Source organism: Pantoea rodasii (assembly GCF_002095465.1).
Classification (GTDB): domain Bacteria; phylum Pseudomonadota; class Gammaproteobacteria; order Enterobacterales; family Enterobacteriaceae; genus Pantoea; species Pantoea rodasii.
The window spans coordinates 18999-39406 of the sequence record NZ_MLFP01000008.1 but is presented as its reverse complement, the minus strand read 5'-3'; the positions used below and the strand labels follow the sequence as shown (position 1 = coordinate 39406).

The 20408-nt window shown below is 53.1% G+C and carries 20 protein-coding genes and 4 pseudogenes; 3 read left to right on the top strand and 21 right to left on the bottom strand.

Going from position 1 to position 20408, the window contains the following annotated elements:
* Positions 1-177 precede the first annotated feature (177 nt).
* The 20 genes and pseudogenes from HA45_RS12380 to dnaB-PI form a co-directional block, all read right to left on the bottom strand.
* Entirely contained in the window at positions 178-951 is a 774-nt protein-coding gene (locus HA45_RS12380; RefSeq protein WP_100703013.1) for a TIGR03747 family integrating conjugative element membrane protein, read from the bottom strand.
* The gene (traD, locus tag HA45_RS12375; protein ID WP_100703012.1) at positions 944-3043 is read right to left on the bottom strand and encodes a type IV conjugative transfer system coupling protein TraD; all 2100 of its coding nucleotides are present in this window, start codon (positions 3041-3043) and stop codon (positions 944-946) included. The genes HA45_RS12380 and traD overlap by 8 nt, the downstream gene beginning before the upstream one ends.
* Positions 3040-3608 (bottom strand): annotated as a pseudogene (locus HA45_RS12370) (restriction endonuclease). Before HA45_RS12370 ends, traD begins: the two are co-directional and overlap by 4 nt.
* Positions 3605-4110 (bottom strand): annotated as a pseudogene (locus HA45_RS12365) (integrating conjugative element protein). Before HA45_RS12365 ends, HA45_RS12370 begins: the two co-directional pseudogenes overlap by 4 nt.
* Before the next feature lie 2 nt (positions 4111-4112).
* Positions 4113-4739: a lysozyme family protein gene (locus tag HA45_RS12360; protein ID WP_100703009.1), complete on the bottom strand. Its 627-nt coding sequence runs from the start codon at positions 4737-4739 to the stop codon at positions 4113-4115.
* A complete protein-coding gene (locus HA45_RS12355) occupies positions 4718-5443 on the bottom strand; it encodes a TIGR03759 family integrating conjugative element protein (protein ID WP_100703008.1) in 726 nt (241 codons plus the stop codon). Before HA45_RS12355 ends, HA45_RS12360 begins: the two co-directional genes overlap by 22 nt.
* Positions 5444-5453: 10 nt before the next feature.
* A complete protein-coding gene (locus HA45_RS12350; protein WP_100703007.1) occupies positions 5454-6221 on the bottom strand; it encodes a DUF2275 domain-containing protein in 768 nt (255 codons plus the stop codon).
* A complete protein-coding gene (gene pilL2, locus HA45_RS12345; RefSeq protein WP_100703006.1) occupies positions 6218-6865 on the bottom strand; it encodes a PFGI-1 class ICE element type IV pilus protein PilL2 in 648 nt (215 codons plus the stop codon). The genes HA45_RS12350 and pilL2 overlap by 4 nt, the downstream gene beginning before the upstream one ends.
* A gap of 129 nt (positions 6866-6994) precedes the next feature.
* Entirely contained in the window at positions 6995-7243 is a 249-nt protein-coding gene (locus tag HA45_RS12340; protein WP_007885438.1) for a DUF2442 domain-containing protein, read from the bottom strand.
* Positions 7227-7469, bottom strand: coding sequence for a DUF4160 domain-containing protein (locus HA45_RS12335; protein ID WP_100703005.1), 243 nt, complete (start codon positions 7467-7469; stop codon positions 7227-7229). Before HA45_RS12335 ends, HA45_RS12340 begins: the two co-directional genes overlap by 17 nt.
* 62 nt (positions 7470-7531) lie before the next feature.
* On the bottom strand, positions 7532-8137 hold the full coding sequence (locus HA45_RS12330) for a single-stranded DNA-binding protein (RefSeq protein ID WP_100703004.1): 606 nt from the start codon (positions 8135-8137) through the stop codon (positions 7532-7534).
* Positions 8138-8314: 177 nt separating this feature from the next.
* Positions 8315-8676 (bottom strand): annotated as a pseudogene (locus HA45_RS12325) (DUF3577 domain-containing protein); the annotation flags it as partial.
* 329 nt (positions 8677-9005) lie between these two features.
* Positions 9006-11072, bottom strand: coding sequence for a DNA topoisomerase III (locus tag HA45_RS12320; protein ID WP_100703003.1), 2067 nt, complete (start codon positions 11070-11072; stop codon positions 9006-9008).
* A 14-nt stretch (positions 11073-11086) separates the two neighbouring features.
* Positions 11087-11650: a hypothetical protein gene (locus HA45_RS12315; RefSeq protein ID WP_100703002.1), complete on the bottom strand. Its 564-nt coding sequence runs from the start codon at positions 11648-11650 to the stop codon at positions 11087-11089.
* A gap of 1 nt (position 11651) precedes the next feature.
* Complete coding sequence (locus tag HA45_RS12310; RefSeq protein WP_100703001.1) at positions 11652-12365, bottom strand: PFL_4669 family integrating conjugative element protein; 714 nt, start codon at positions 12363-12365, stop codon at positions 11652-11654.
* Positions 12366-12596: 231 nt separating this feature from the next.
* Positions 12597-13787, bottom strand: a complete 1191-nt coding sequence (locus HA45_RS12305) for an STY4528 family pathogenicity island replication protein (RefSeq protein WP_100703000.1) — start codon at positions 13785-13787, stop codon at positions 12597-12599.
* 76 nt (positions 13788-13863) lie between these two features.
* The gene (locus HA45_RS12300; protein WP_100702999.1) at positions 13864-14112 is read right to left on the bottom strand and encodes a ParE family toxin-like protein; all 249 of its coding nucleotides are present in this window, start codon (positions 14110-14112) and stop codon (positions 13864-13866) included.
* Between the two features lie 45 nt (positions 14113-14157).
* Positions 14158-14742 carry a DUF2857 domain-containing protein gene (locus HA45_RS12295; RefSeq protein ID WP_100702998.1) on the bottom strand — a complete coding sequence of 195 codons (585 nt, stop codon included), beginning with the start codon at positions 14740-14742 and terminating at the stop codon, positions 14158-14160.
* A gap of 3 nt (positions 14743-14745) precedes the next feature.
* A complete protein-coding gene (locus tag HA45_RS12290; RefSeq protein ID WP_244563444.1) occupies positions 14746-16161 on the bottom strand; it encodes a ParB family protein in 1416 nt (471 codons plus the stop codon).
* A 136-nt stretch (positions 16162-16297) separates the two neighbouring features.
* Positions 16298-17686: an SPI-7-type island replicative DNA helicase gene (gene dnaB-PI, locus HA45_RS12285; protein WP_100702996.1), complete on the bottom strand. Its 1389-nt coding sequence runs from the start codon at positions 17684-17686 to the stop codon at positions 16298-16300.
* A gap of 588 nt (positions 17687-18274) precedes the next feature.
* Between dnaB-PI and HA45_RS12280 the strand changes: the two genes are divergently transcribed.
* The 3 genes and pseudogenes from HA45_RS12280 (at position 18275) to HA45_RS12270 (ending at position 19689) form a co-directional block, all read left to right on the top strand.
* Positions 18275-18850: a hypothetical protein gene (locus HA45_RS12280; protein WP_007885455.1), complete on the top strand. Its 576-nt coding sequence runs from the start codon at positions 18275-18277 to the stop codon at positions 18848-18850.
* Positions 18832-19302, top strand: coding sequence for a hypothetical protein (locus HA45_RS12275; protein WP_049852759.1), 471 nt, complete (start codon positions 18832-18834; stop codon positions 19300-19302). The genes HA45_RS12280 and HA45_RS12275 overlap by 19 nt, the downstream gene beginning before the upstream one ends.
* Positions 19302-19689, top strand: a pseudogene (locus HA45_RS12270) (acyl-CoA thioesterase). The gene HA45_RS12275 and the pseudogene HA45_RS12270 overlap by 1 nt, the downstream one beginning before the upstream one ends.
* 32 nt (positions 19690-19721) lie before the next feature.
* On the opposite strand, the gene HA45_RS28130 reads toward HA45_RS12270, so the two are convergent.
* Positions 19722-20405, bottom strand: a complete 684-nt coding sequence (locus HA45_RS28130) for a conjugal transfer nickase/helicase domain-containing protein (protein WP_244563432.1) — start codon at positions 20403-20405, stop codon at positions 19722-19724.
* Between the last annotated feature and the right edge of the window lie 3 nt (positions 20406-20408).

Sequence of the window (20408 nt, the reverse complement as noted above, 5' to 3'; positions counted from 1 at the left end):
TAAGGCAGCGTGAGACACGCTTACACGGTCAGTGGCTTACAGTTAGCCAGATGTACTGGCGGTAAAAGAAAGGAAGCCGGTCAGGTCGTTTTCCATCACTATTTCCAATGCACTGTTATGCCCTATGGCTTTTCAGTGCTCATCAAAAAACACCCCGCAGATAATTATTTATAAAAGTCATAAGTATTTTTTAAATGATGCAGTTGTCACCGTAATGGTGAGCCCCAGCATTAACGCTGCTGGCAGCAGCAGAAGATTTGGGTAGACAGCCGAAGGCCAAGAGAGATAGGCCATCACCGGCAGATACACGGCTGGTTTAATCAACCTTTTCGCACGGTGGTACAGAAAAGACGATTCATATCCGGCACCAAACCGACGCAAATCACGTCGGCCAAGCCCTTCAACCACGGCAACGCATATAACCAGTACGTACAGCGGTACAGAAAGGGCAATGATCGTGACGCGAATCAGCGTCACGATAGAGACATATACCGTTGCCAGCATGTACTGCTGCAGATATTTGCCCAGCCAGCTGCTGGCACCCTTTAGATTGCGCGATACCTCATCGCCGCTGTTCATCTCGGCCTGATATTTTTCCTGTATCCAGCCGATGATCCCACTGTCCACAAACGCCCACTGATAAGCATCCGTTATCCAGCGCGTCACCGTTGCAGCCGGCTCGGAAAGCAGCAGGCTGCGGGTAAAATCAGAAGACAGATAGCCAAACTCGGTATTCATCACGGCCTGGCTGTGCGCTGCCCCCATTTCAGGCCAGAAGAACGCAATCCCGACATATTCAATGACAAGGCTCACCATCAGTGAAGCCAGGATCACGCCAACGAGTTTCCACGGCCAGCCCCAGACTAGGTTATAGAACAGGCCGTGCTCACGCGGTTGCGCAGGGTGCTGTTGCGGATATTGCTGCGGTGCGGTACGACGTGCCTCAGCCATTGTTATCTCCCTTCACTGGCGCAGCTGCTGAACTGCGGCTGTCCCACCACCCTTCACTGCTGTGGTAATTCCGGCGCATCTCTTCTGCAAGACGCGCGATGTTCTCAGGCATATGCACGTCACCTGCATCGCCCGCCGGCAGCGGCATGCGAATTTTCCAGAGCTGGCCGCCCTCAAGCAGCGCAAAAGCCTGACCTTTAGGCAGTGTCACAATGTCGGCAGGCTCAAGCAGTGGCACCTTAATGGTGCCTACACGGTCCTGGGTGCTGGAGGTAAAGTCGTGATTGACGGTGACGTCAGCTGAATCCTGATGACCCGAGACCAGCGTTTTGCTGTAGATTTCAACCTGCGGCAGCTGTGAGGTCAGCAGCTCTGCCGTCCGGTTCTCTCTCACGCGCAGCATGATCAGGTTGTTGAAGTTACCCTGAACCTGAGAGGTTTTGGCCGCACTCCCGATCCGGGCTTCAATATCAGATGAGGTCTGCGTATAGGCCGTCACCTGCATGCCCGCACCGCCGCCTTTATTGATGAGTGGGATAAACTCATTACCCATCAGTTCGTTGAATTCATCGCAGTGCAGGTTAATGGGGTCTTTGCCCTCTTTTGAACCCGGCAGGCCGCCGTTGATACCGTGCTTATAGATATGACCGGCTACGCTCACCAGATCGGCAAACATGCTGTTACCCACGGCGCTTGCAACTTCGCTGTCGCTGAGAGCATCAAGCCCCACGTAAACGATGCCTTTTTTACGAATAACCTGCTCCCAGTCAAAAATAGGGCGCGGATCTTCCATGTTCAGATAATCGGGAGACAGCAGCTCCGCCGTTTTACCGGTGGTCAGCTTTTCCAGCAGCGGCAGCAGTGACGCCACGATTTTGTCGAAGTAGGTGCGGTCATAGCGTACTGCAGAGCGCAGCCCGTCAAGTATCGGGTCATACAGCTCGTTTCCTGCGTCAGAACTCAGCGCCACTTCAACTGCCCATATCCGGATAGCTTCAGGCTGCCCCTGCATGTTGCGCGGCACGTCGTCCTCACTAAATGCGTTGGCGTTGTTTTCGATCTGGCTGTGCAGTTCAGGCAGTTTCTCGGTAATGATTTTTTCGGCGTAACGCAGATACAGATCGGCGATGTTGTTCACGTAGCGAGTGATGAGCGTGTAATCCGGACGTTCCCCGAGAGCAACCAGCGCCCGGGCAACGATATTCACGAATCGCCAGGCAAATTCGCGAAACGCTGCGCTGTTACCTTCGCCGCTGAGCTGGCCGGCAACGCGGGTAGCGACTTCCGATACGCGCCCGAAGCGTCCTACGGCGTTATACCGCGCGGAAATATCAGGCCAGCCCAGATGGAAAACAGTCAGCTCATCGCCCCGCCCCGCCCGGTGCGCTTCCGCCCAGACCCTTTTCAGCAGGTCCGCATCGCCTTTTGGATCAAACACGATGGTGACGTCTCCACGACGTATATCCTGAGTGATTAACAGCTCAGCGAGGCGTGTTTTGCCCACGCGTGTCGTACCGTAGACAACCGTGTGACCGACACGCTCACGTAGATCGAGCGTGACGTCAGTTTCATCCGGTTCAATGCCGTGTACGGCCGGATTACCGCCAACCGGGGGAAGCGGGCGAACCGGATTGACTGGCGAATCTGCACTAAGCAGTCTGCCGATCGCCGGCAAACTGCTTTCTGTCGCTTCCTCTAACTGGCGGGCAAGCTGATACAGCTTTGATGGCTTAAGGTAATGGGCCACTTCCGGGCGCAGCGTATCGCGCAGGCGCTGGGTATGTTTCTGGGTCCAGCGAAACCCGCGGCCCAGAAAAAGCCGACGTTTACTGACGGGGATCTGTTTTGACGTCATGATGTAGCGAGGTAAACGGCGAAGATTGCGGCGGTAGCGAATAACCTGCATTCCCTGACGCGCGCGTATGGCAGAAAGCACTGCGAATCCGCCGGCGGTGACATAGCTGACGGAGGGTGCCAGGGCTACTGCCCAGGGAGTTGTCACGCAGACGATGGCGGCAGTGCCCGCTGCGACCGCTGTATTCAGTTCCACAGCCGGGCGCAGAAGGGCCTCAATTACATATTTATCACTCACAAAGAAAACTCCTTAAAGGGTTTACCAGCCAGCAGAGCCAGAAGGCGTTGTCCGCTGATAATCATCAGTTGCTGTGAACTGCTACTGGCAGTCCTGCTTTTCTGGCCCGTCCGGCCGGTATGAATAAACAGACCACGCTGCCCCATACGCGTCAGCAGCGCATCAAAGTCCTGAACGTGCGCCGGCGTTATCGCCCGGCTGTAGCGCTTGGCCTGAATCAGCCAGCACTCACCGTTTATGTGTACGCGTCCGTCCAGCCCGCCGTCGCCGCTGTATGACGCATTACGCTGTACGGCATAGCCTGACGCTCAAATGCCAGCAGCAGTAACTCCTCAAAGACGTAGGGATTAATCTTGCGCAAATAGCTCATGCGCTGCCCGTCTCCGCTGAGCTGGCGAAGGCGGGTATAGACACGGTCTGCCGTTGCGCGATAACGGCGGTGCCGCCGCTCGCTGACCGAGTGCCGGCGAAAGCGCCAGAGCAGAAAGATAATCACGGCCAGCAAGTCGGCCAGCAGGACCGGATTTGGCATCAGCAGTGCCGCGACGTAAGGAGCTGATATCAATGCCCTACCTCCTGAGACAGGCCGCTGTCCGTGATCAGTACGGGGTAATGGGTCAGCTGCAGGCGGCGGGCAAGTTCAGATCCCGATGAGGGGCCAGCTGAAGACCGGGCGCGAGACCGCGCAGAGATTCCAGCGATGCCATGCTTTCAACGTTCACAATGAGGCCGGCTGCATTTCTGGCCGAAAGCTGTTGTACGTTCTGCTGCAGCCACTGCCGTGAATAGCTGTCATCACCCATGATAAACAGCGCGCCGATGCCCGGCAGCTGCAGCGCCCGGGGAGTCACGTTTCCGGGGGAAAGTTCTGGCGTAATAACGGGCAGCATGGCCGCTTCACCCTTTTCAGGAGCTGCAGCAGGCGCAGGCGGCGTATCCTGCCGGTTGACGGCTTCGAACATAGCCTGCGTGCTCTGCCCGCCCAGGTCTGCAATGACGTTGAGCTCAGCCAGCGCGGCGGGCGAAAAGGCGATGAATGCGGTAACAATGAGGTTTTTCAGATTCATGATCACTGACTCCGTGGATCTATCCAGACGAGGCCGTTATCCGGCACCGATGCGGACGCGGTCTGTTCAACTGCGGTAGCCGCCGGCAGATGCGGCGAGGACTGGAGCATGGCGAGCTTACTTTTAACGAAAGCGCGATAGCGGGCAGCGGGTGCGCCGCCTGCGGGATGGTGATAACAGCCGGCTGCATCGAGCCAGCTTCCGGGGTTCCGGTCCCAGCACTCGCGCAGGATGGCGGCAGCGGCGTTGAGATTCACGTAAGGATCCAGCGCCTCCCAGGTTGACGTAAAACGCTGGCCGTTCCAGCCGAGATTAACCTGAGCGATACCGACATCGATGCGCTTCAGTGAGTTCGTTTTCATGAACACTTGCAGCGCCTGCCAGGCTTCAAGGCGAGTTTTATAGCGATAGCCCTTACCTGCGACGTTCAGGGTCCACGGCCACGGGCGTTCGCCCTGCGGCAGCCTGCGCGATGATTCCTGCAGGCTGACGGAGTAGAGCGATTCAGGCGGCACGCTGTGAGTCTGTGCCACGCGCACATACCCCTCCGGAACGGTCTGTTTGCCACCGGCGAACGTGGAAAATGAAAGCAGCAGCGCCGCTCCGGTCAGAATGCGGCGAGTTGCCATCCATCTTCCCCCTGCTGCAGAACCACCGGCATCATGCCGTTACCGAACCGCATCCAGCGACCGCCGTCGTGATTCAGTGTGATCTGACGGCTGCGCACCCTGTCCAGCGGAATGTGATGGTCTTTTGCCCAGCCGCGAAGTTTCCCGTCATCGCCCTGGCTGTCTACAAGGTAGATATCAACCGGCCTGTTATCGGCTAATACCGCTGCCAGCCGGGCGTCACACTGCCCGCAGCCCGCTGACTTAACGAACAGCGCCAGCCGGCCTCCGGTGTCGTGGGCAATGCCGGCTGCGTTGCCCATATTTACCGCAAGCGTTTCCGGATAGAGCCGCTTCCATGCGGCGGTGACTTCGCGCTGGAAATCCAGCTCTTTTTGCGTACGCGCAAACTCTTCCTTTACCCACTTCTCAGCATACTGACAACGTTCGGCCTGGCTCCGCGCCTCGATACCCAGCGTTGACAGAGGATCCAGACCCGGTGACTGAATGCCGCGCGGACCGTTCATCAGCGACTGATAGCGCTCATAATCGTCCTGACTTAGCCCCCACTGACCGGATTGCTGTTTCAGATCCTGCACGCTGCTTTGCTGCACGCTCTGCGCCGGCGCATCCACCGGATCGCCCCTGGAATTCTGAACCAGAACGCTGGCCTGCGCAGAGCAGCAAAGCATAATCGCTGCAAAGCTGGCTATTTTTAGCTTCATATCACCTCCGTTAGCGAACGTTGATAGTCGTTAAGCGATCGTTCACACGAAATTGCGCCTGCCCGTAGCCGGCGTGAACAAGTGTCCAGCCATTAACGGTCTGGCCTTCGCCGATCAGGCGGATTTCAGCCAGCGAGCTGAATCCCGACGGCGCAATGGCCGCAAACGACTCCGTGCCCCGCTTTTCAACGCCGGTCAGTACAAATGGCGCTTTACGGGCCACGGTTTTGACTGCCCGGTGCGGCTTAGCGGGTGCTGGCTTTTCTACAGGTGTTGCCGTTTTGGGTTCAGCTGTGGCCTGCTGCGCTTTCTGAGGCGGGTGCTGCAGTGCGGTAACTGCCTGTTCCATTGCAGCCTGACGGCTCTGCAGTGCAGTCTGCGAATCATTCAGCTCATCGATCGAATGGCGAACCTGATCGACTGCTTCAGATAAGCCTTTGGCAGACCATGCTTCTAGCGATTTACGGACCGCATCGAGCTGAACCTGCTGCCTTTTTATCGCCTCGGCCTGAGTGCTGATGTTGGCCTGGAGTGGTTCAAAATCGGTTTTAGCCAGTGCCTGGGTGTAAACCACGTTTTGCTGCTTCTCGACGTAGCTGAGACGGTTTTCCTGCGACACACCGGCGCGAAGCGATATGAATGCGAGCCCCAGTGCGGCAACCGAAAGCGTGGTCAGTCCTATAGCCGGCAGCCGGCGTTTTAGGGCGCTGAACCTGCCGCCTGATGACGGAACAACGTCATCACCGTTTTCGTGAGGGAAGGACGTTTCTGTGGTCATTTTGTCAGCCACCCTCCGTGAGCAGGCTGGGCCTGAATGGGACGAGGGGCGATCACCTGAGAGGAACTGGCAGAAGATGGAGTGCCAGCAGCCGGTGCGTAAGCGCTGGCAGGACGCGGCGGCAGCTGTGTCACGGGCAACTGATAACCGGCACGCAGGCTGTGGCAGATCACACGCTGTACGTCATCAACTTCAAGCTCCCATGCCGGGCCCGCCAGCACCTGCAGCGCGGTGCGAAGGCGCATCGGGCCGAGCTGGAACTGGACGGCCGGCAGCGGCTGACGGTACAACACGCCGTTAGCCGGACCGGTCTGACAAAGCGAGTAGCCGGACTGCTTCAGGGCATAGCGCATGGCGTCAGCCACGGTTGGCTGCACTGAAGAGGGGATGCGGACGTCAATAATCTGTGAGAGGGGGTCGCGCTGCACAGCCTGCGGATCAGTGCTGACCAGCATGTAACGATCGTAGCGAACCACTTCAGGCGTACGCGCGTATACATCATCAGCAGGTGTCTGAATATTGCGGGAAACGCTGACCGGAGGAACCGGTTCGGAGGGAGCACGCTCCTGCAACTTCTGGGGCTGCTGAACGCACCCCGCCAGCAGTGCAAGCGGTAAAGCGGCAAAGACGGCTTTAAATTTCATCTGAAAAAGTTCCTGTACAGTGAGAACAGGCTTCACTGTGCGCAACTCTTCAGCATGCTTCTATCAACAACTCTTTTTGCGTTTTCAAAAAAAACGCCGACCGGAGTCAGCGTTTTTTAATCAGCACCTTCAGGCGACCTGATGAGGCGGGTGCGTAACATCACCGCGCCCCTGTAACAGGCCATCGATTGAGATATCTTCGTCCAGTGCGTCCCAGTGGATACCACGGGGGGACAGTTCGTAGTCTTTCAGCTGTTCGGCAGACGCATTGCGAAGCCGGGGAAACCATGAAAGCGGTACGCCGATTATCCGCTCGTCTGAGAGTTCGACCCACATGATGTGATGATCGAACCGAACGTTCTTAGCTGAAATAATCATTCCAGGCCTCCAGAAGCATGGTTTGGTGTTGCCTTATCACTGTCATCAGCTCTTTTACCGTCCGTGAATCGAATCCATCGTTACTTGCCAGTTTTACAACCGGCTCCAGCCAGAATTTTGCTTCTGTACCAGCCTTTATCACGTGAATGTGAGCAGGTTCGCGCGGATTACCTTCGTTAGAGTAGAAAAAGAACCGAAAACCGTTCAGCCGTAGTATGGCAGGCATCGTCAGTAACCTTTAAAGGATTATGGTGAAATTTAGTGCAGCAGTCAAAACGCAGCGAAGAGTCAGAGAGAGGATGAAGCGTGTTTTGCCATGCCGTAACCGTGTCCGAGGAACGGTATATCATCATCCCAGTCTCCTGCAGGCTGCGACTGTGGCGCGGGCTGCTGAGGCGTGGGCTGGCCGGCATTGTTACGTTGCGAACCACGATTACCTTTTCCGTTATTTCCACTGTTTTTCTGTTGCGGAGCGGGATCTGGCTGTGACGGCTGCTGAGGCTGGCCCCAGTTGCCACTGTACTGCTGCTGGTCGCTGTTTTGTGTACGGCCACCTAACATCTGCATGGTGCCGCCAACATTCACGACAACTTCAGTCGAGTATTTGTCCTGCCCGCTCTGATCCTGCCACTTGCGGGTACGCAGCTGACCCTCAATATAGACCTGAGAACCTTTGCGAAGGTATTCGCCGGCGACTTCTGCAAGCTTGCCAAACAGCACAACGCGATGCCATTCGGTGATTTCACGATTTTCACCGGTCTGCTTATCACGCCATGACTCCGACGTTGCCAGTGAAATGTTAGCGACAGCGCCGCCGTTAGGCATGTAGCGGATTTCCGGATCCTGACCGAGATTGCCAACGAGAATGACTTTGTTTACGCCACGTGAGGACATAAGTATGCTCCTTATGAGGGGAAGCCTGCTCAGAAAAGAGCAGGCTATGGTGAACAATCAGAATGAGTTTTCTGCGTAGGATTGCTGCTGGGAAGCGGCGCTCTGCGCATGCTGCGGTTCGGCGCGTTCAGTCTTGAAGACCATGTCCTGGCCTATCTTGACCCAGTCCACCTTGATCAGGCGGGCTTTCAGACTGACGCGACTTTCACCTGCGTGCTCACCATTTTCAGCTGAAAAATGTCCGTTGATGGGTTGCTCAGAACAAAGCCAATCAGCACTTTCTTATCCTCATCCACCGCTTTCTGGCAGCGGTTTATGAGGCTGCTGGCTTCTTTGCCGGCAACGGTGACGTCAAAACGCACATAAGAAGGGCTGTCGCTCGGACCTGACAGTGCGTTAATAACGCAGCTGATAAAGGTGCCGGACTGAGCATTAACCTGGCGAACGTTGCTGAGATAGCCCAGTCCATTGATAGTCAGGTTGAAGTAGTCTTTAGATTTACCGGTGTTACTGGCATTAGAGGTGTTGTTTACAGACATGATGTTTTCTCCATGGAGGTCAAATTTGGTTCGACGGAGAAAACTTCTGCCCGGACGGGAGAAGTATTCCCGTCGGGGAGTCAGAATCAGCTAAATTCTGACTGTCTTGATAGTTGAATGTACCTTCATCGCCAGGCAGTAGGAGCCGTGATTGACGATATCTGCTTCCAAAGGCGGGCAGATTTACCACACTGATGTGTTCTCCCTTGCAGGCTACAGGAGTGTTATGTTCAGCCACCCGAAGGCGATTCTCTCAGGCCGGTGAATCATTGGTGGTCGTCAGAGACGACGGACAAGCACGTTTATTTTTAAGCCAAATGTCACTACTGTCAACCTTTCTGGCTCTGCAGATTCAGGGTAGCCGGCGCAGAAGCTGGGCTTTTCCGGCCTTTACCAGCGCCCCGGCTTTTCCCCGCAGTCTGGCGTCGGGTTTTACGGTTTGTTTCACCAACGATCCCCTTACAGTCAGGGTACATCACACAGCCCCAGAATTTCCCTTCCTTACCTTTGCGCTGATGGGTCTGCCCTCCACACAGCGGACAGGCGGGACCGACCGGAACCGTGACCTTAAAGGCAGTGCCCCGCCCTTTTTCGACCAGATGCCGTGTCCACTGGCTTTGCTTTTGCATAAATTCGCTGAGCCCGCTTTTTCCCCGGGCAATGTCATCCAATGCCTGCTCCCAGAGGGCCGTCATGCCCGGACTGGTCAGCGTCTCCGGCAAGGCAGCGATCAGTTCCCGCGCCATCTGTGTGGCAACGATGAATTTTCCTTTTTTCTCCAGGAAACCCCGTTTAAACAGCGTTTCCAGTACGCCGCTGCGCGTTGCTTCAGTACCAAGCCCTGCGTTATCACGCAGTATCTTCCTGAGCTGAGGATCCGTGACCAGGCTGGCGGCATTTTTCATAGCGGCAATAAGCGTTCCTTCCGTGTGGTGCGGCGGCGCTTTTGTCACATTATCTTTGACGTCTGCACCGCTGACGCTGCAGACATTGCCCTGCTCAATCACGGGCAGCTGCGCGGCGGATTCCTTATCACCCTTCTCCTCTTCAGCCAGCTCCCCCATGAACAGTGATTTCCACCCGGCATGAACCATCACGCGACCGCGCGTGCGGAAAAGCTGATTACCGATATTAAAGATGGCATCCGTCACATCGGATTCCTGCAGCGGCATAAACTGAGCCAGATAGTGCAGGCGGATAAGAGAGTAGACTTTGAGTTCTTTCGCGTTCAGCTTTGCTATGTCGAATGGCTGTCGCGTCGGAATGATGGCGTGGTGCGCAGTAATTTTCTTGTCGTTCCAGACGCGCGAGGTAAATGCGGTATCAATTCGGGGAAACTCGCTGCCGATAGCAGGATCAGAATGCTGTACAGCCTGGAGAACGTCATTGACCTCTTCCCGCATCGATACCGGCAGATAACCGCAGTCTGTTCGCGGATAGGTCGTCGCTTTATGCGTTTCATACAGCGACTGGGCTATAGACAGCACCTCATTAGCGCCCAAACCCCATTTCCTGTTGCATGCTTCCTGAAGATCGCCGAGGGAAAAACAGAGCGGTGCCGGCGTTTTAGCCCGCTTTTTCTCAACGGAAATCACGCTGCCGTTCCCGGCTTTCAGGCAGAGCTGCTGAACGGCCTGTGCAATCTGCTGATTTACGCACCGCTTTTCATCATCACAGTATTGCTCCGCAGCAACCCAATCAGCCTCAAAACGGACTCCGTCTTTTTCAAGTTGCGCTCTGACTTTCCACCAGGGCTTTGGTGTGAAGCCGGTAATTTCAAGATCCCGGTTAACCACTATAGCGAGCGTGGGCGTCTGCACCCTGCCCACGGAAAACACCTCTGATAACCCGGCGTCACCGGCCTTAAGGGTATAAAGTCGCGTCAGGTTCATCCCGATAAGCCAGTCCGCCCGCGAGCGACCAATACCCGCCTGATACAGTTTTTCGGTCTTGTCGCCTGACAGCATTTCACTGAGGGCTTTTTTGATGCTGGCTTCATCCAGCGCGGAAAGCCACAGCCGGCGCACGGCACCGGTGTAATTGCAGTAATCCATCAGCTCGCGCGCGATCACCTCACCTTCGCGATCGGCATCGGTTGCGATGACTACCTCACTGGCCTGTTTCAGCAGTTTTTTGATAACGCCAAACTGATCGGCAGTGTCTTTTTTGACGGTCATCTGCCAGCGGTCCGGGATGATCGGCAGCACTTCCGAGCGCCACGGGCGACCAAACTGCTCGCCATAGGTTTCGGGCGTGGCCGTTTCCAGCAAATGGCCTACTGCCCACGTGACCGTAATGTTACCGCCGGTAATACACCCCTGGCCGCGCTGGCTGACGCCCAGCACGTGGGCAATATCTTTGGCCTGAGAGGGTTTTTCACACAGATAAAGCTGCATGCCGGCCTCCGGTTTTAACGTGCCTGACCAGAAGCAACCTGGCGGACCTGAGACATAACGTTGTTGAACGCGCTGCCGGTAAGGTGCGATGCGACGGGTGATTTGTATGTCACATATACCCGCGTACCGGAACCGTTCTTTTCAAGCTCAATATCCATATGGTCGTTGTCACCCACGTCGCTGCCCATACGATAGGAGCTCCCCGGAACGGCTTCCCACACTGGATGGGCATCCTCAATGGCAGCGGCACTCCAGCGGCTGTTGCGATCTCTGGAGCGAATACGTTCAATTTCATCCGCACTCACATAGCCATAGTGGCGCTTTAATCGCGCGGCGGCCGTATCTATATCTACCGGCACGCTGAACTGTTTACTGGCACTTTTCCCGCCAGATCCTGAGGCTCTTGTCAGTACCGGCATACCGTTGCCGGAATCCATGGAATCCGAATCACTGCCGCGCATGGTTTTACTGATACTGAAAGCGGTATCGCTGATATTTTTGTTGATGCTGGCAAAGTCAGTACCTGCACAGCCGCTGAGAAGGGCGCAGATAACGCCCGAAGTAATCATCCGATTCAAATTAATCGTCCTCTGAGGTAACGGCAGAAAGTGGAGAGAATGAAGAACGTTTTTTACCCGACATAACGGAAGGATCGGGTTCACCCAGACGCTCTATGGCAGCCAGACCCCGCGCCGTTTTATGACGGATATCCTCATATGTCACCGGCACGGTCCGGTAGTTCTGAATCAACCCGTAGACGACACGTATCGCTTTACTCCCTTTTTCCAGGAAATCATCGCGTTGTGAACGGGAGATCAGGCCGTAATGGAATGCCCGGAAGGCTTTCAGCGCCAGCTGATCGTAATGCACTAACAGCCAGACACAGCGATAGCCGAGGGGGGAACGGCTGAATACATCAAGGTTCAGCGGCTCGGAAGATGTAACTTCAGATATGGTGATACCTGCCGGAATGGCGGCGGTGATGGTTGCTATCTTTTTGACTTGCCCTTCCACCTTCTCAGTCGCCAGCTTAATGGCCTCTTCAAGATTGACCAGCAACTCATCACCATAGGGGTTGCCGGCCGCAGCATCACGTCCGGCGAATCCTGCCCGCGAAATCGCTTCCGGCATCCCCAGAATTTTGGGGTGTTTTTCAGCCTTTGATTTCTCATCTGATCGATTGCGCCCTTCCCAGAGCCTGATTGCATAATGCGAATGCAGCTCGACAGTCAGCGTGGATACTAATCCGCCAGATCGCCGGAGCGCTGTTTGAGGGGTTGTCTGTTCGGCCATAGCTGTCTCCTGATTGGCAAAGGCTTTCGTTAGTTAAGTGGCGATCCTCATTCCTGAGAGAACCGTAAACAATTCGAAATCAGATATTCGAAACGTAAAATTTCTTCGCTGCCTATGACGCTTAATTAATGACCTCTGTTGCGCGGTGCAACACTGCTCGTTTTTTAGCCTCTGTTGCACCGTGCAACACTGCTCGCTTTTTAATCTCTTTTCTTGAGCGCAATTGACCACCTAATCATTTCTCTGAGTTCCAACAGACATTCGTAGACTCTGAACGATTTCTTTTACGCGCTCTTCACTGCACGTCTGCCGGCTATCGGGACGAGAAGGCTTAAAAGGGCGCAGTTCAGGGCGCGGTGACGGGCTCATGTGATCAGGTACTTTTCTTACGTTTTCTGCAGGATAAAGCTCCCCCTGTCGGGCCTTTTTAAGCACCGTCAGCAACCAGCCAAGCGGGTTTTGCAGGCTGCCTTCACGCTGTGCACGAATAACATTCGACAGCACCAGAGCGGATCGCTCAGGCGACAGCGCCTGCAGCTGGCGATTAACCATGTCCCGATCTTCTGGTTTCAGCAGTGAGCCGAAATCATCTGGCAGGCAAACCGAATCGGTTACGTATGTTTTATCTGTATTATTAGTAAAACTACGTACGTAACTGTTCGGATTCCGAACCCGGTTGTTATTACCGGTACTCTCACTGTGTTCGGAATCCGAACCGGGCTGCTGATCATGCATTTTTAAGCTGAGTTCGGAATCCGAACCCGGCGAGCGCCCTGTCTGCCCGGGTTCAGCACGGCGGGTAAATTCTTCAGGACTTTGGACTGAGCCCAGACGGGCCTCAATCATCTGGAGATGACTGCGATGATGAAGCATTGTGGGATCAAGCCGGATTTCACTGATGATTGTTTTTGCGGTAGCGCTGATGGTGCGGTTACTGCTCAGGCAGGCTTCAGCCACTGTTTTAAGCCAGTGCGGGTCGAACATTTCTGCATCAGCAAATGACAATGGCTCATCATGCTGCGCATAAATATTTCCTCTTACCCTTCCCTTTTCATCCCTGACGCGTTTGCAGAGGCTGAGCCAGCCCGTGATGCGTAACATCAGAAGTATCCGGCTGATGGTCTCTTTTGATGCCCTGCCTTTTCCCGGCGTTGCCAGCTGCAGCTGCAATTCTTCATAAGAAGGAAAAACGGCACCGTCATTGCTCAAAGCGTGCAGGCGGATAATTATCCAGCCCATTTTATCAAGCGGAGAAAGGCGCTGATCGAGAAGCAACCGGCGGGGCATAGAATCGTGAATGTTGCCCGTAAAAAGCAGACCTCCACGGACAAAACTGTTTTGTTCATCTACAGCACGAGCATTTAGCCGATCGCTCATCTTAGAAACTGCCTGCTGGATCAGGCTGTCATCCGGTAATGTCATTCTTCACCTTCTGAATACAAAAAAATGCTGAGCAATGTGCCGCTAAAGGCTCATCGCTCAGCATTCTGACTACGCTTCAGTTACGCATTGCCGTGTTATAGCGCTCATGGTTCATCATCTCCCAGGTGCGCCCTTCATCGCGGCTGAGCAATCGCCAGAACGGGCCGAGATCAATCTTGTAATAGCCCGTCCGGTTTTCATTCAGGCGCTTAAAGTTACGCTCTCCGAGCCAGAATCTTCGAACCGCGCTGGCCGCTTTTTTAGACAATGACGCCGGAACAGTCGCCGGAGCTTTCAGGCCCGGAATGATCTCTTTAAATCGCACGTTGACCCCTTCTGATTACAGTGAACGCTCTACACGGGTTAACAGTCATGCTCTTCTATTCGTGGCCGCTGTCAGATTGTCATTTTCCCACCTGAGAACAGTGTTCCAGACAGCAGTCAGAGAAATATCCATTTGTTCAGCGGCAAGCAGCATTAAATCCAGCCCCTCATCCGTTTCGCTGCGAAGTGTTTTACTGTCATTTGCTGCCCAGATTTCCCACAGTTCCGTACTCTGTTCATCGCTAAGGACGCTTCCACGACCTGCACGAATTTTTATGCCAGCGATCCTGCGACGCGCCGCTACGTCATTACTGATCAGCCCGAAAAAATGCTCCATGAGTTTGATTGAGCCGCCCAGAGCAAGCGCCCGGTCGATACGCTGTTTTCGCGTTTGCTCAAGTCTCGCCTGTATGACCAGCCGGGCAAGGTTGTCCTGGTTTATGGCAAACGTCAGCACGGATACTTCGCTGTTGATGATGTAGTGAATGTCTTCCACGGTCATGTCCCTGAGCATGGCGACGTCATCGGAATTCAGGCCCATTTTGTCGCAGCGGCGTATAAAACCGTTCTTCAGCTCCATGACCAGATCGAGCAGGAAACCGTTAGCGGCGCGTGAGAGATTGGTGTTCATCGTTTACCCTTCATTGACAGGAACAACAGGCGCAGCAGTTAAACGCTGCAGTTCGCGGAGGCGACGAAGGATCCTGATAAGTCGGAAGAGGGTCAGGGTCTGCTCGTCATTAAATAGCGGTGAGGCTGATTCGGATGACCCGATCAGCAAAACAGTCGAAAGGCTTACGTCTTCGGCGAAATGAGATACACCGGTAAGCGAGGCCAGAAAGATGGCCACATCAGATGCGTTACTGGCAGAAACCATCCGGAAACCCGGTGAGGTTTCACTGTCACAGGCTGGTTCAAGATCATCGCCACAACCATGGGCGCTGGCAATTTCCCAGCTCAGGCGCCACGAGAGGTTCTGTAGATGGTCGATGTCGTCCTGGAGAGCATTAACGTGCCACAGCGAGTCTGTTACGGCGTGTTCCTGTGGCTCAGCAACTTCAGCCGGGTCTTTTACGAGGGATGACTGTATATCTGGTTCAGTACAGGAAGAATGCGGAATGACGCTGGCCTGGACAGAAGGCTCCTGACAACCGTTTCGATTTTCAGCGCATGCTTCCTGATCATCCGGATTTTGAAAATCAGGTGTATTATCTTCAAAACTCTGGTCAGGCTCAGACTGCTGCAATTCAGTCCCGATTGGAATTTCACGGCCAGCTTTCAGTAATTCGGCTTCCGGCACAGTTTCGTCCGCTGAAGCGACCGAGAAGACTTTGTCTGGATCACCGGCGTCAGGTTTAGAGTTGCCTTTTAACTCAAGCAGCCAGCCATCGTAGTTGAGATCTTCACAGGGAAACGCTTGCGTGAGATCGCCGATTAACTCATCCCTGAACATCTCAAGAGACCACAGCTCTGGATCGTCAAATTTGCTGCAGCACATGCCAAATACCGGGGTAAAATCTGTATCAGTTTCAATAAACTTTTCTGCCTGATACTTTTCCCAGACTGATTCAGCGCTTTTACGAAGCTTGAGCAGATGCCGAAGTTCCTGCCCGCCAAACCCCGAGCGAAGAAGTTCAGGCATCCACGGATAAAGATGTCTGACGACATCTTCCATACGACAGACGCTGGAATAATGGACGGGTAGCCCGTTCTCTGTCAGTGCAGATGCCAACTCCCGCAGCGAAACTTTTTTCCCTCTCTCTTCTTCAAGCAACTGCCTGGCATCCTGAACCGAGAGGGCTTTATCAATGAACGTCAGCTGTCCGTGCGTTTCATTTTCTGCCAGGTGCCCCGTCAGGCACTGAAAGCGACCTGCCCAGGGTTTCACCACGCAGGTCATTCGGTAAAAACGCGCATCTCCGGTCTCGTCCCAAAGCTCACGCATAATGGCATAACGCGTATTCCCGCCATCGCTGAAGGTCCAGATCCCTTCAGGGAGTCGCGGATCGCGGGTGACAAGAGGCACGGAGTCGAGACCGCGCGCGCGAATAGACTCTTTGATATCATCGTAACGAGGATTTCGGGTTTTCGTGGATTATCGGGATTAGCGCACAATTGATCCAAAGTGAACACATGGGCGATGTTTTCTCCCTCTGTCAATGCGCTTATAACCTGCTGATCCTTCTTCACTGTGCTGGCCTCCGGTAGTCATACCCCAGGTCATATCCCCCTTCCGGGTATTCACTGAAGAGAGTAAATTTGCCGTCAAACTGCGTTTTGATAGTGCCGGTTGGTCCTTGGCGCTGTTTACTGATAATGATTTCGGCCTGGCCAGGATGTGCCGTATCTGCGTGATAAACCTCATCACGGTAAATAAAAGCAATCAGATCAGCATCCTGCTCAAGTGCCCCTGAATCACGAAGATCGCCATTATTGGGCCGCTTATCAGCGCGTTGCTCAACCTGGCGGTTTAGCTGTGACAGTGCAAGGATGGGGCAGCCCAGTTCTTTACCCAGCGCTTTAAGAGAGCGGGATATCTCAGCGATTTCCTGAGTGCGGTTTTCCATGTCCGGACAGCGCATCAGCTGAAGATAATCCACCATGATGAGAGAGGGTTTGCCGTATTTGCGGACGTATCTGCGAGCGCGGGTACGAAGGGTAGCCGGTGTCTGATTGCTGTTATCATCAATTATTAGCCGTTGCCGCCAGTCCGCTATTTCCTGTGCACCCATGCTTATCCTGCCCCAGTCTTCGTCACTGAGATTGCCGCTGCGCAGGCTGTTGAGCTCTACCCTGCTGCGCATCGACAGCATCCGCATGGTCAACTGGTCGGTGGGCATTTCAATGCTGAAAATGATTACGTTCTCGTCCGGTCGGCTTAGCAAAGCACCGATGCCCCAGCTTAGTGCCAGAGAGGTTTTACCCATGGAGGGACGCGCGGCGAGTATGATTAAATCACCGGGCTGCAGTCCACACGTCATAAAATCAAACTCAGCCATCCCGGTCGGCGTTCCAGTAATTCCGTTGTCTGCGGCAGTGGCCACTTCCAGCTTGCTCAACAGCTGATCCAGCGCCTGCATGATTTCCGTTTCGCACTCATTTGCATGCTGTCCCTGCTCACTCAACCGGAAAAGCGCTTCTTCTGCGTGGGCGGCAACACTAAGGGAATTAAGCCTACTACTGCCAATATCTGCCAGAAGAGAGTTACCAATGATCTGTAGTTGTCTGAGCCGGCTCTTTTCGAGAACAATTCCGGCATATGAGAGGATATTTGCCGCTGAAGGGGTGTTTTTGCTGAGTTCGGCCAGATAAGCAAAGCCGCCAGCCGTATCGAGCCGGCCTTCGCTTTCCAGCGTTTCACTGAGGGTGATAAGGTCAAATGGCTGTAAGCGAGAGGACAGGCCACTCATGGCACGGAAAATCGCCCGATGAGCGCCAACGAAGAAATCGTCTCCGGTAAGCAGAAGATTGATATCGTCCCATCGTTCATTATCGAGCATCAACGCACCCAACACGCACTGCTCTGCATCGGTATGGTAAGGAATACTTTCTGTTACTAATGGTTTTTCAGGCATGAGATGATCCCTCCACAAATAAACGTGGATTAGCATTCGTTTGATGGATGAGGTGCTAGCTGTTAACTGATTGAGCCGCTAACTCTTCTGTATAGATGTCCAGATAACGATCGATAAGACCCTGAACGATTTTCGTTGCGCTCACCACCCGGCCTGAAGACTGTGTGAGCCTGACGGCACAGTCTTCAGTTCTCATACGTCTCACTGGACCTATATAAACGATTGGTGCAGGGTTTTGGGCATCAGTAACTGAGGGCATAGTCTCTCCGGCTTAAGTTAACGTGTGGATTGCTTCTTAACTCAAATTTTTACTTTCAGGCCCATCTCTTCTGGCCCCTGAATGATCCCGAATGCTCAGCAGCAACAAACATCATGCCTGAAGCGAAATTCTTGCCCGCTCCATGAAAACCATGCCAGCATTGATGAAAGAGTATGAAATTCTTTAACGTTTTATTTATAAAGTCTTTAAATATTACCATCACTTAAGACTTTCGTGCAAATATTTCCCATTAAGTGGTATTTATTCCCACAACAAATACTAAATTTTCCTTTAGAATCATGTGTATTGATTTCGCTTAAGGCGTACGCATGCTTGACACAATTGAGAAGAGGCTGAAATGTTGCCGCGCGGCAACCGGAACGTCGCCTCAGGAAGTGGTGAACTACGTTCAGCAGAAGAATACTGACCTCTCCTACACGACTTACACCCGCTGGGAGTCTGGAGGTACCGTACCGCCGCGACGCATTGATGTGATCAATCTGATTGCAGGCTTTTTCAGCGAGAGCGGCCTGAAGGTTGAAGGTGACTGGATCATGACGGGTGCGGGATTTCCGCCGCAGTTCACTGAATACACCCAGCTCGATGAAGATACCCTTTTCATATTGGCCAGCCGCCAGATACCCGACGTCGAACTCATACAGGTCGGCGGTACATACGGCGAGCCTTATATAAGTTTCGGAGAGTTCTGTATTGTATCTAATGAGCGAACTCTGGACCCTAATAACAACAAGCTATGCCATGTAAGGCACAAAAACGGCTTGGTAATTGGGGTGGTCAAAATAGTTGACGAGGATAACGTCACTATTGAAGGTGTAAAAAGCACGGCCATTAAGAAAGAAGATATTCTCGAGTGCCGGAGAGTGAAGTGGATTCAAAAGAGGTAAAGCTAAATTTTCATCGCTGCAGCACAGAGGTTATAAACTTCCTGAACAAGCTGGAAAAAACGACCTATATATCCACGTTGCTAATTGAAAAAAACACTATCTCAGCCCATCAGAGCAATGGTTATGCGGACTGGGATAACAAGTTTTATTACGATGGGAAATACAAAGACAGCCTTCTCATTAAAATTGGCATTGAGCTAACGAAAATCAAAAAAGGGGACGTCAGTACAGTGGTCTGGGATGACGCTCTCCGCAATGACAAAAATAATGTCATCGATGAACAACGTCGGCAACACAACATTTATCACGGCATCAGCTTTATCTATGGAATTGAAAATGAGTTGAGTATGGCACTCAACATCTGTACCGGGGCTGACACCTCGCAAAAGGAATTTGAAAATTTAATACTGCCAATGCGGTTTGCACTACTGAACTATTTTAAGGACTTATAATGTTTACCAAAACTTATTCCGTAGACGAAAAGCACGTTGATTTTCAGGGTGTTGTGGATGGCCTGTATTATCCCTTCTACATGGAGTGGACGCGCCACGCGTTTATGAAAGAAGAACTGGGGCTGGATCTCGAACAGGAGTTCGCTGAAGGACGCCTTCACATGATCCTAGAATACACGATGCGCTTTAAAAAAGAGCCTGCAGAAAGGGGATGAAATGCAGGTAACATGCGCCCTCCAGGCAAACGAGAAGCGAAGCCGCGTCAATTTTGTTCAGCAAATACTGGTTAACGATGTTGTGTATGCAGAAGCGGTATTTACCGCTACGTGCATCACTAACGGCAGGCCTGGTGTTCCTGATGCAGTGAAGAATGCTATTCCAGCCTGAAATGCCTGAGGGAACCCTTTCGGGTTCCCTCATTAGTTTTCAATCAGAATGAATCGGCTGTCTTTAACCTTATCCTTTCCTGTCTCATAAAATAAAGCGAGACGGACTAAATATCCACTCCGCTTCTGATATTTACCTTCCAGACCTTCAGCTTCATATATGCGCACTCTGAAAAAACGTTTATCTTTGCGCATATGCAACACGCCGTTCTTTTCAAATGACGCCTGCACAGCCCTGCGACCATTATCAATACCTGTGGCCTCGATGAATTTAAAGGCCGCACCCGGCAGGGAAATAAACATAAACCCACTCACTGCATGAAGCAGACTGTCTTTTTCATTCACACTGAGCGAATCATTATTAACTGAATCTTTAAGCCATAATAAAAATTGTTCCCCAAGATTATTTACCTCACTGCTTTCATGTCCAGAGAGAACAACGGGATTTTCCGACGCAACTTTTTCTATATTGGTTTGTTCAAGCATTGAATCAATGACAGGCAATGTCTCCTGCGCCTTTTCATCGGGAATGAGTTCCAGGCTTTCATCCAGGACCGCAATTACCTGTTCATTAATATCCTGTACAGGCCAACACTCATCTGCTGTAGCCACAACTGCTCTATCCGCCTGTTCATCCACATTGGTCTCAGCCGGTTCAGCTGCAGCAAACATGCTGAGAAGGACGGTCGTATCATCATCAGCCGCTTTTTCAGCCACTGG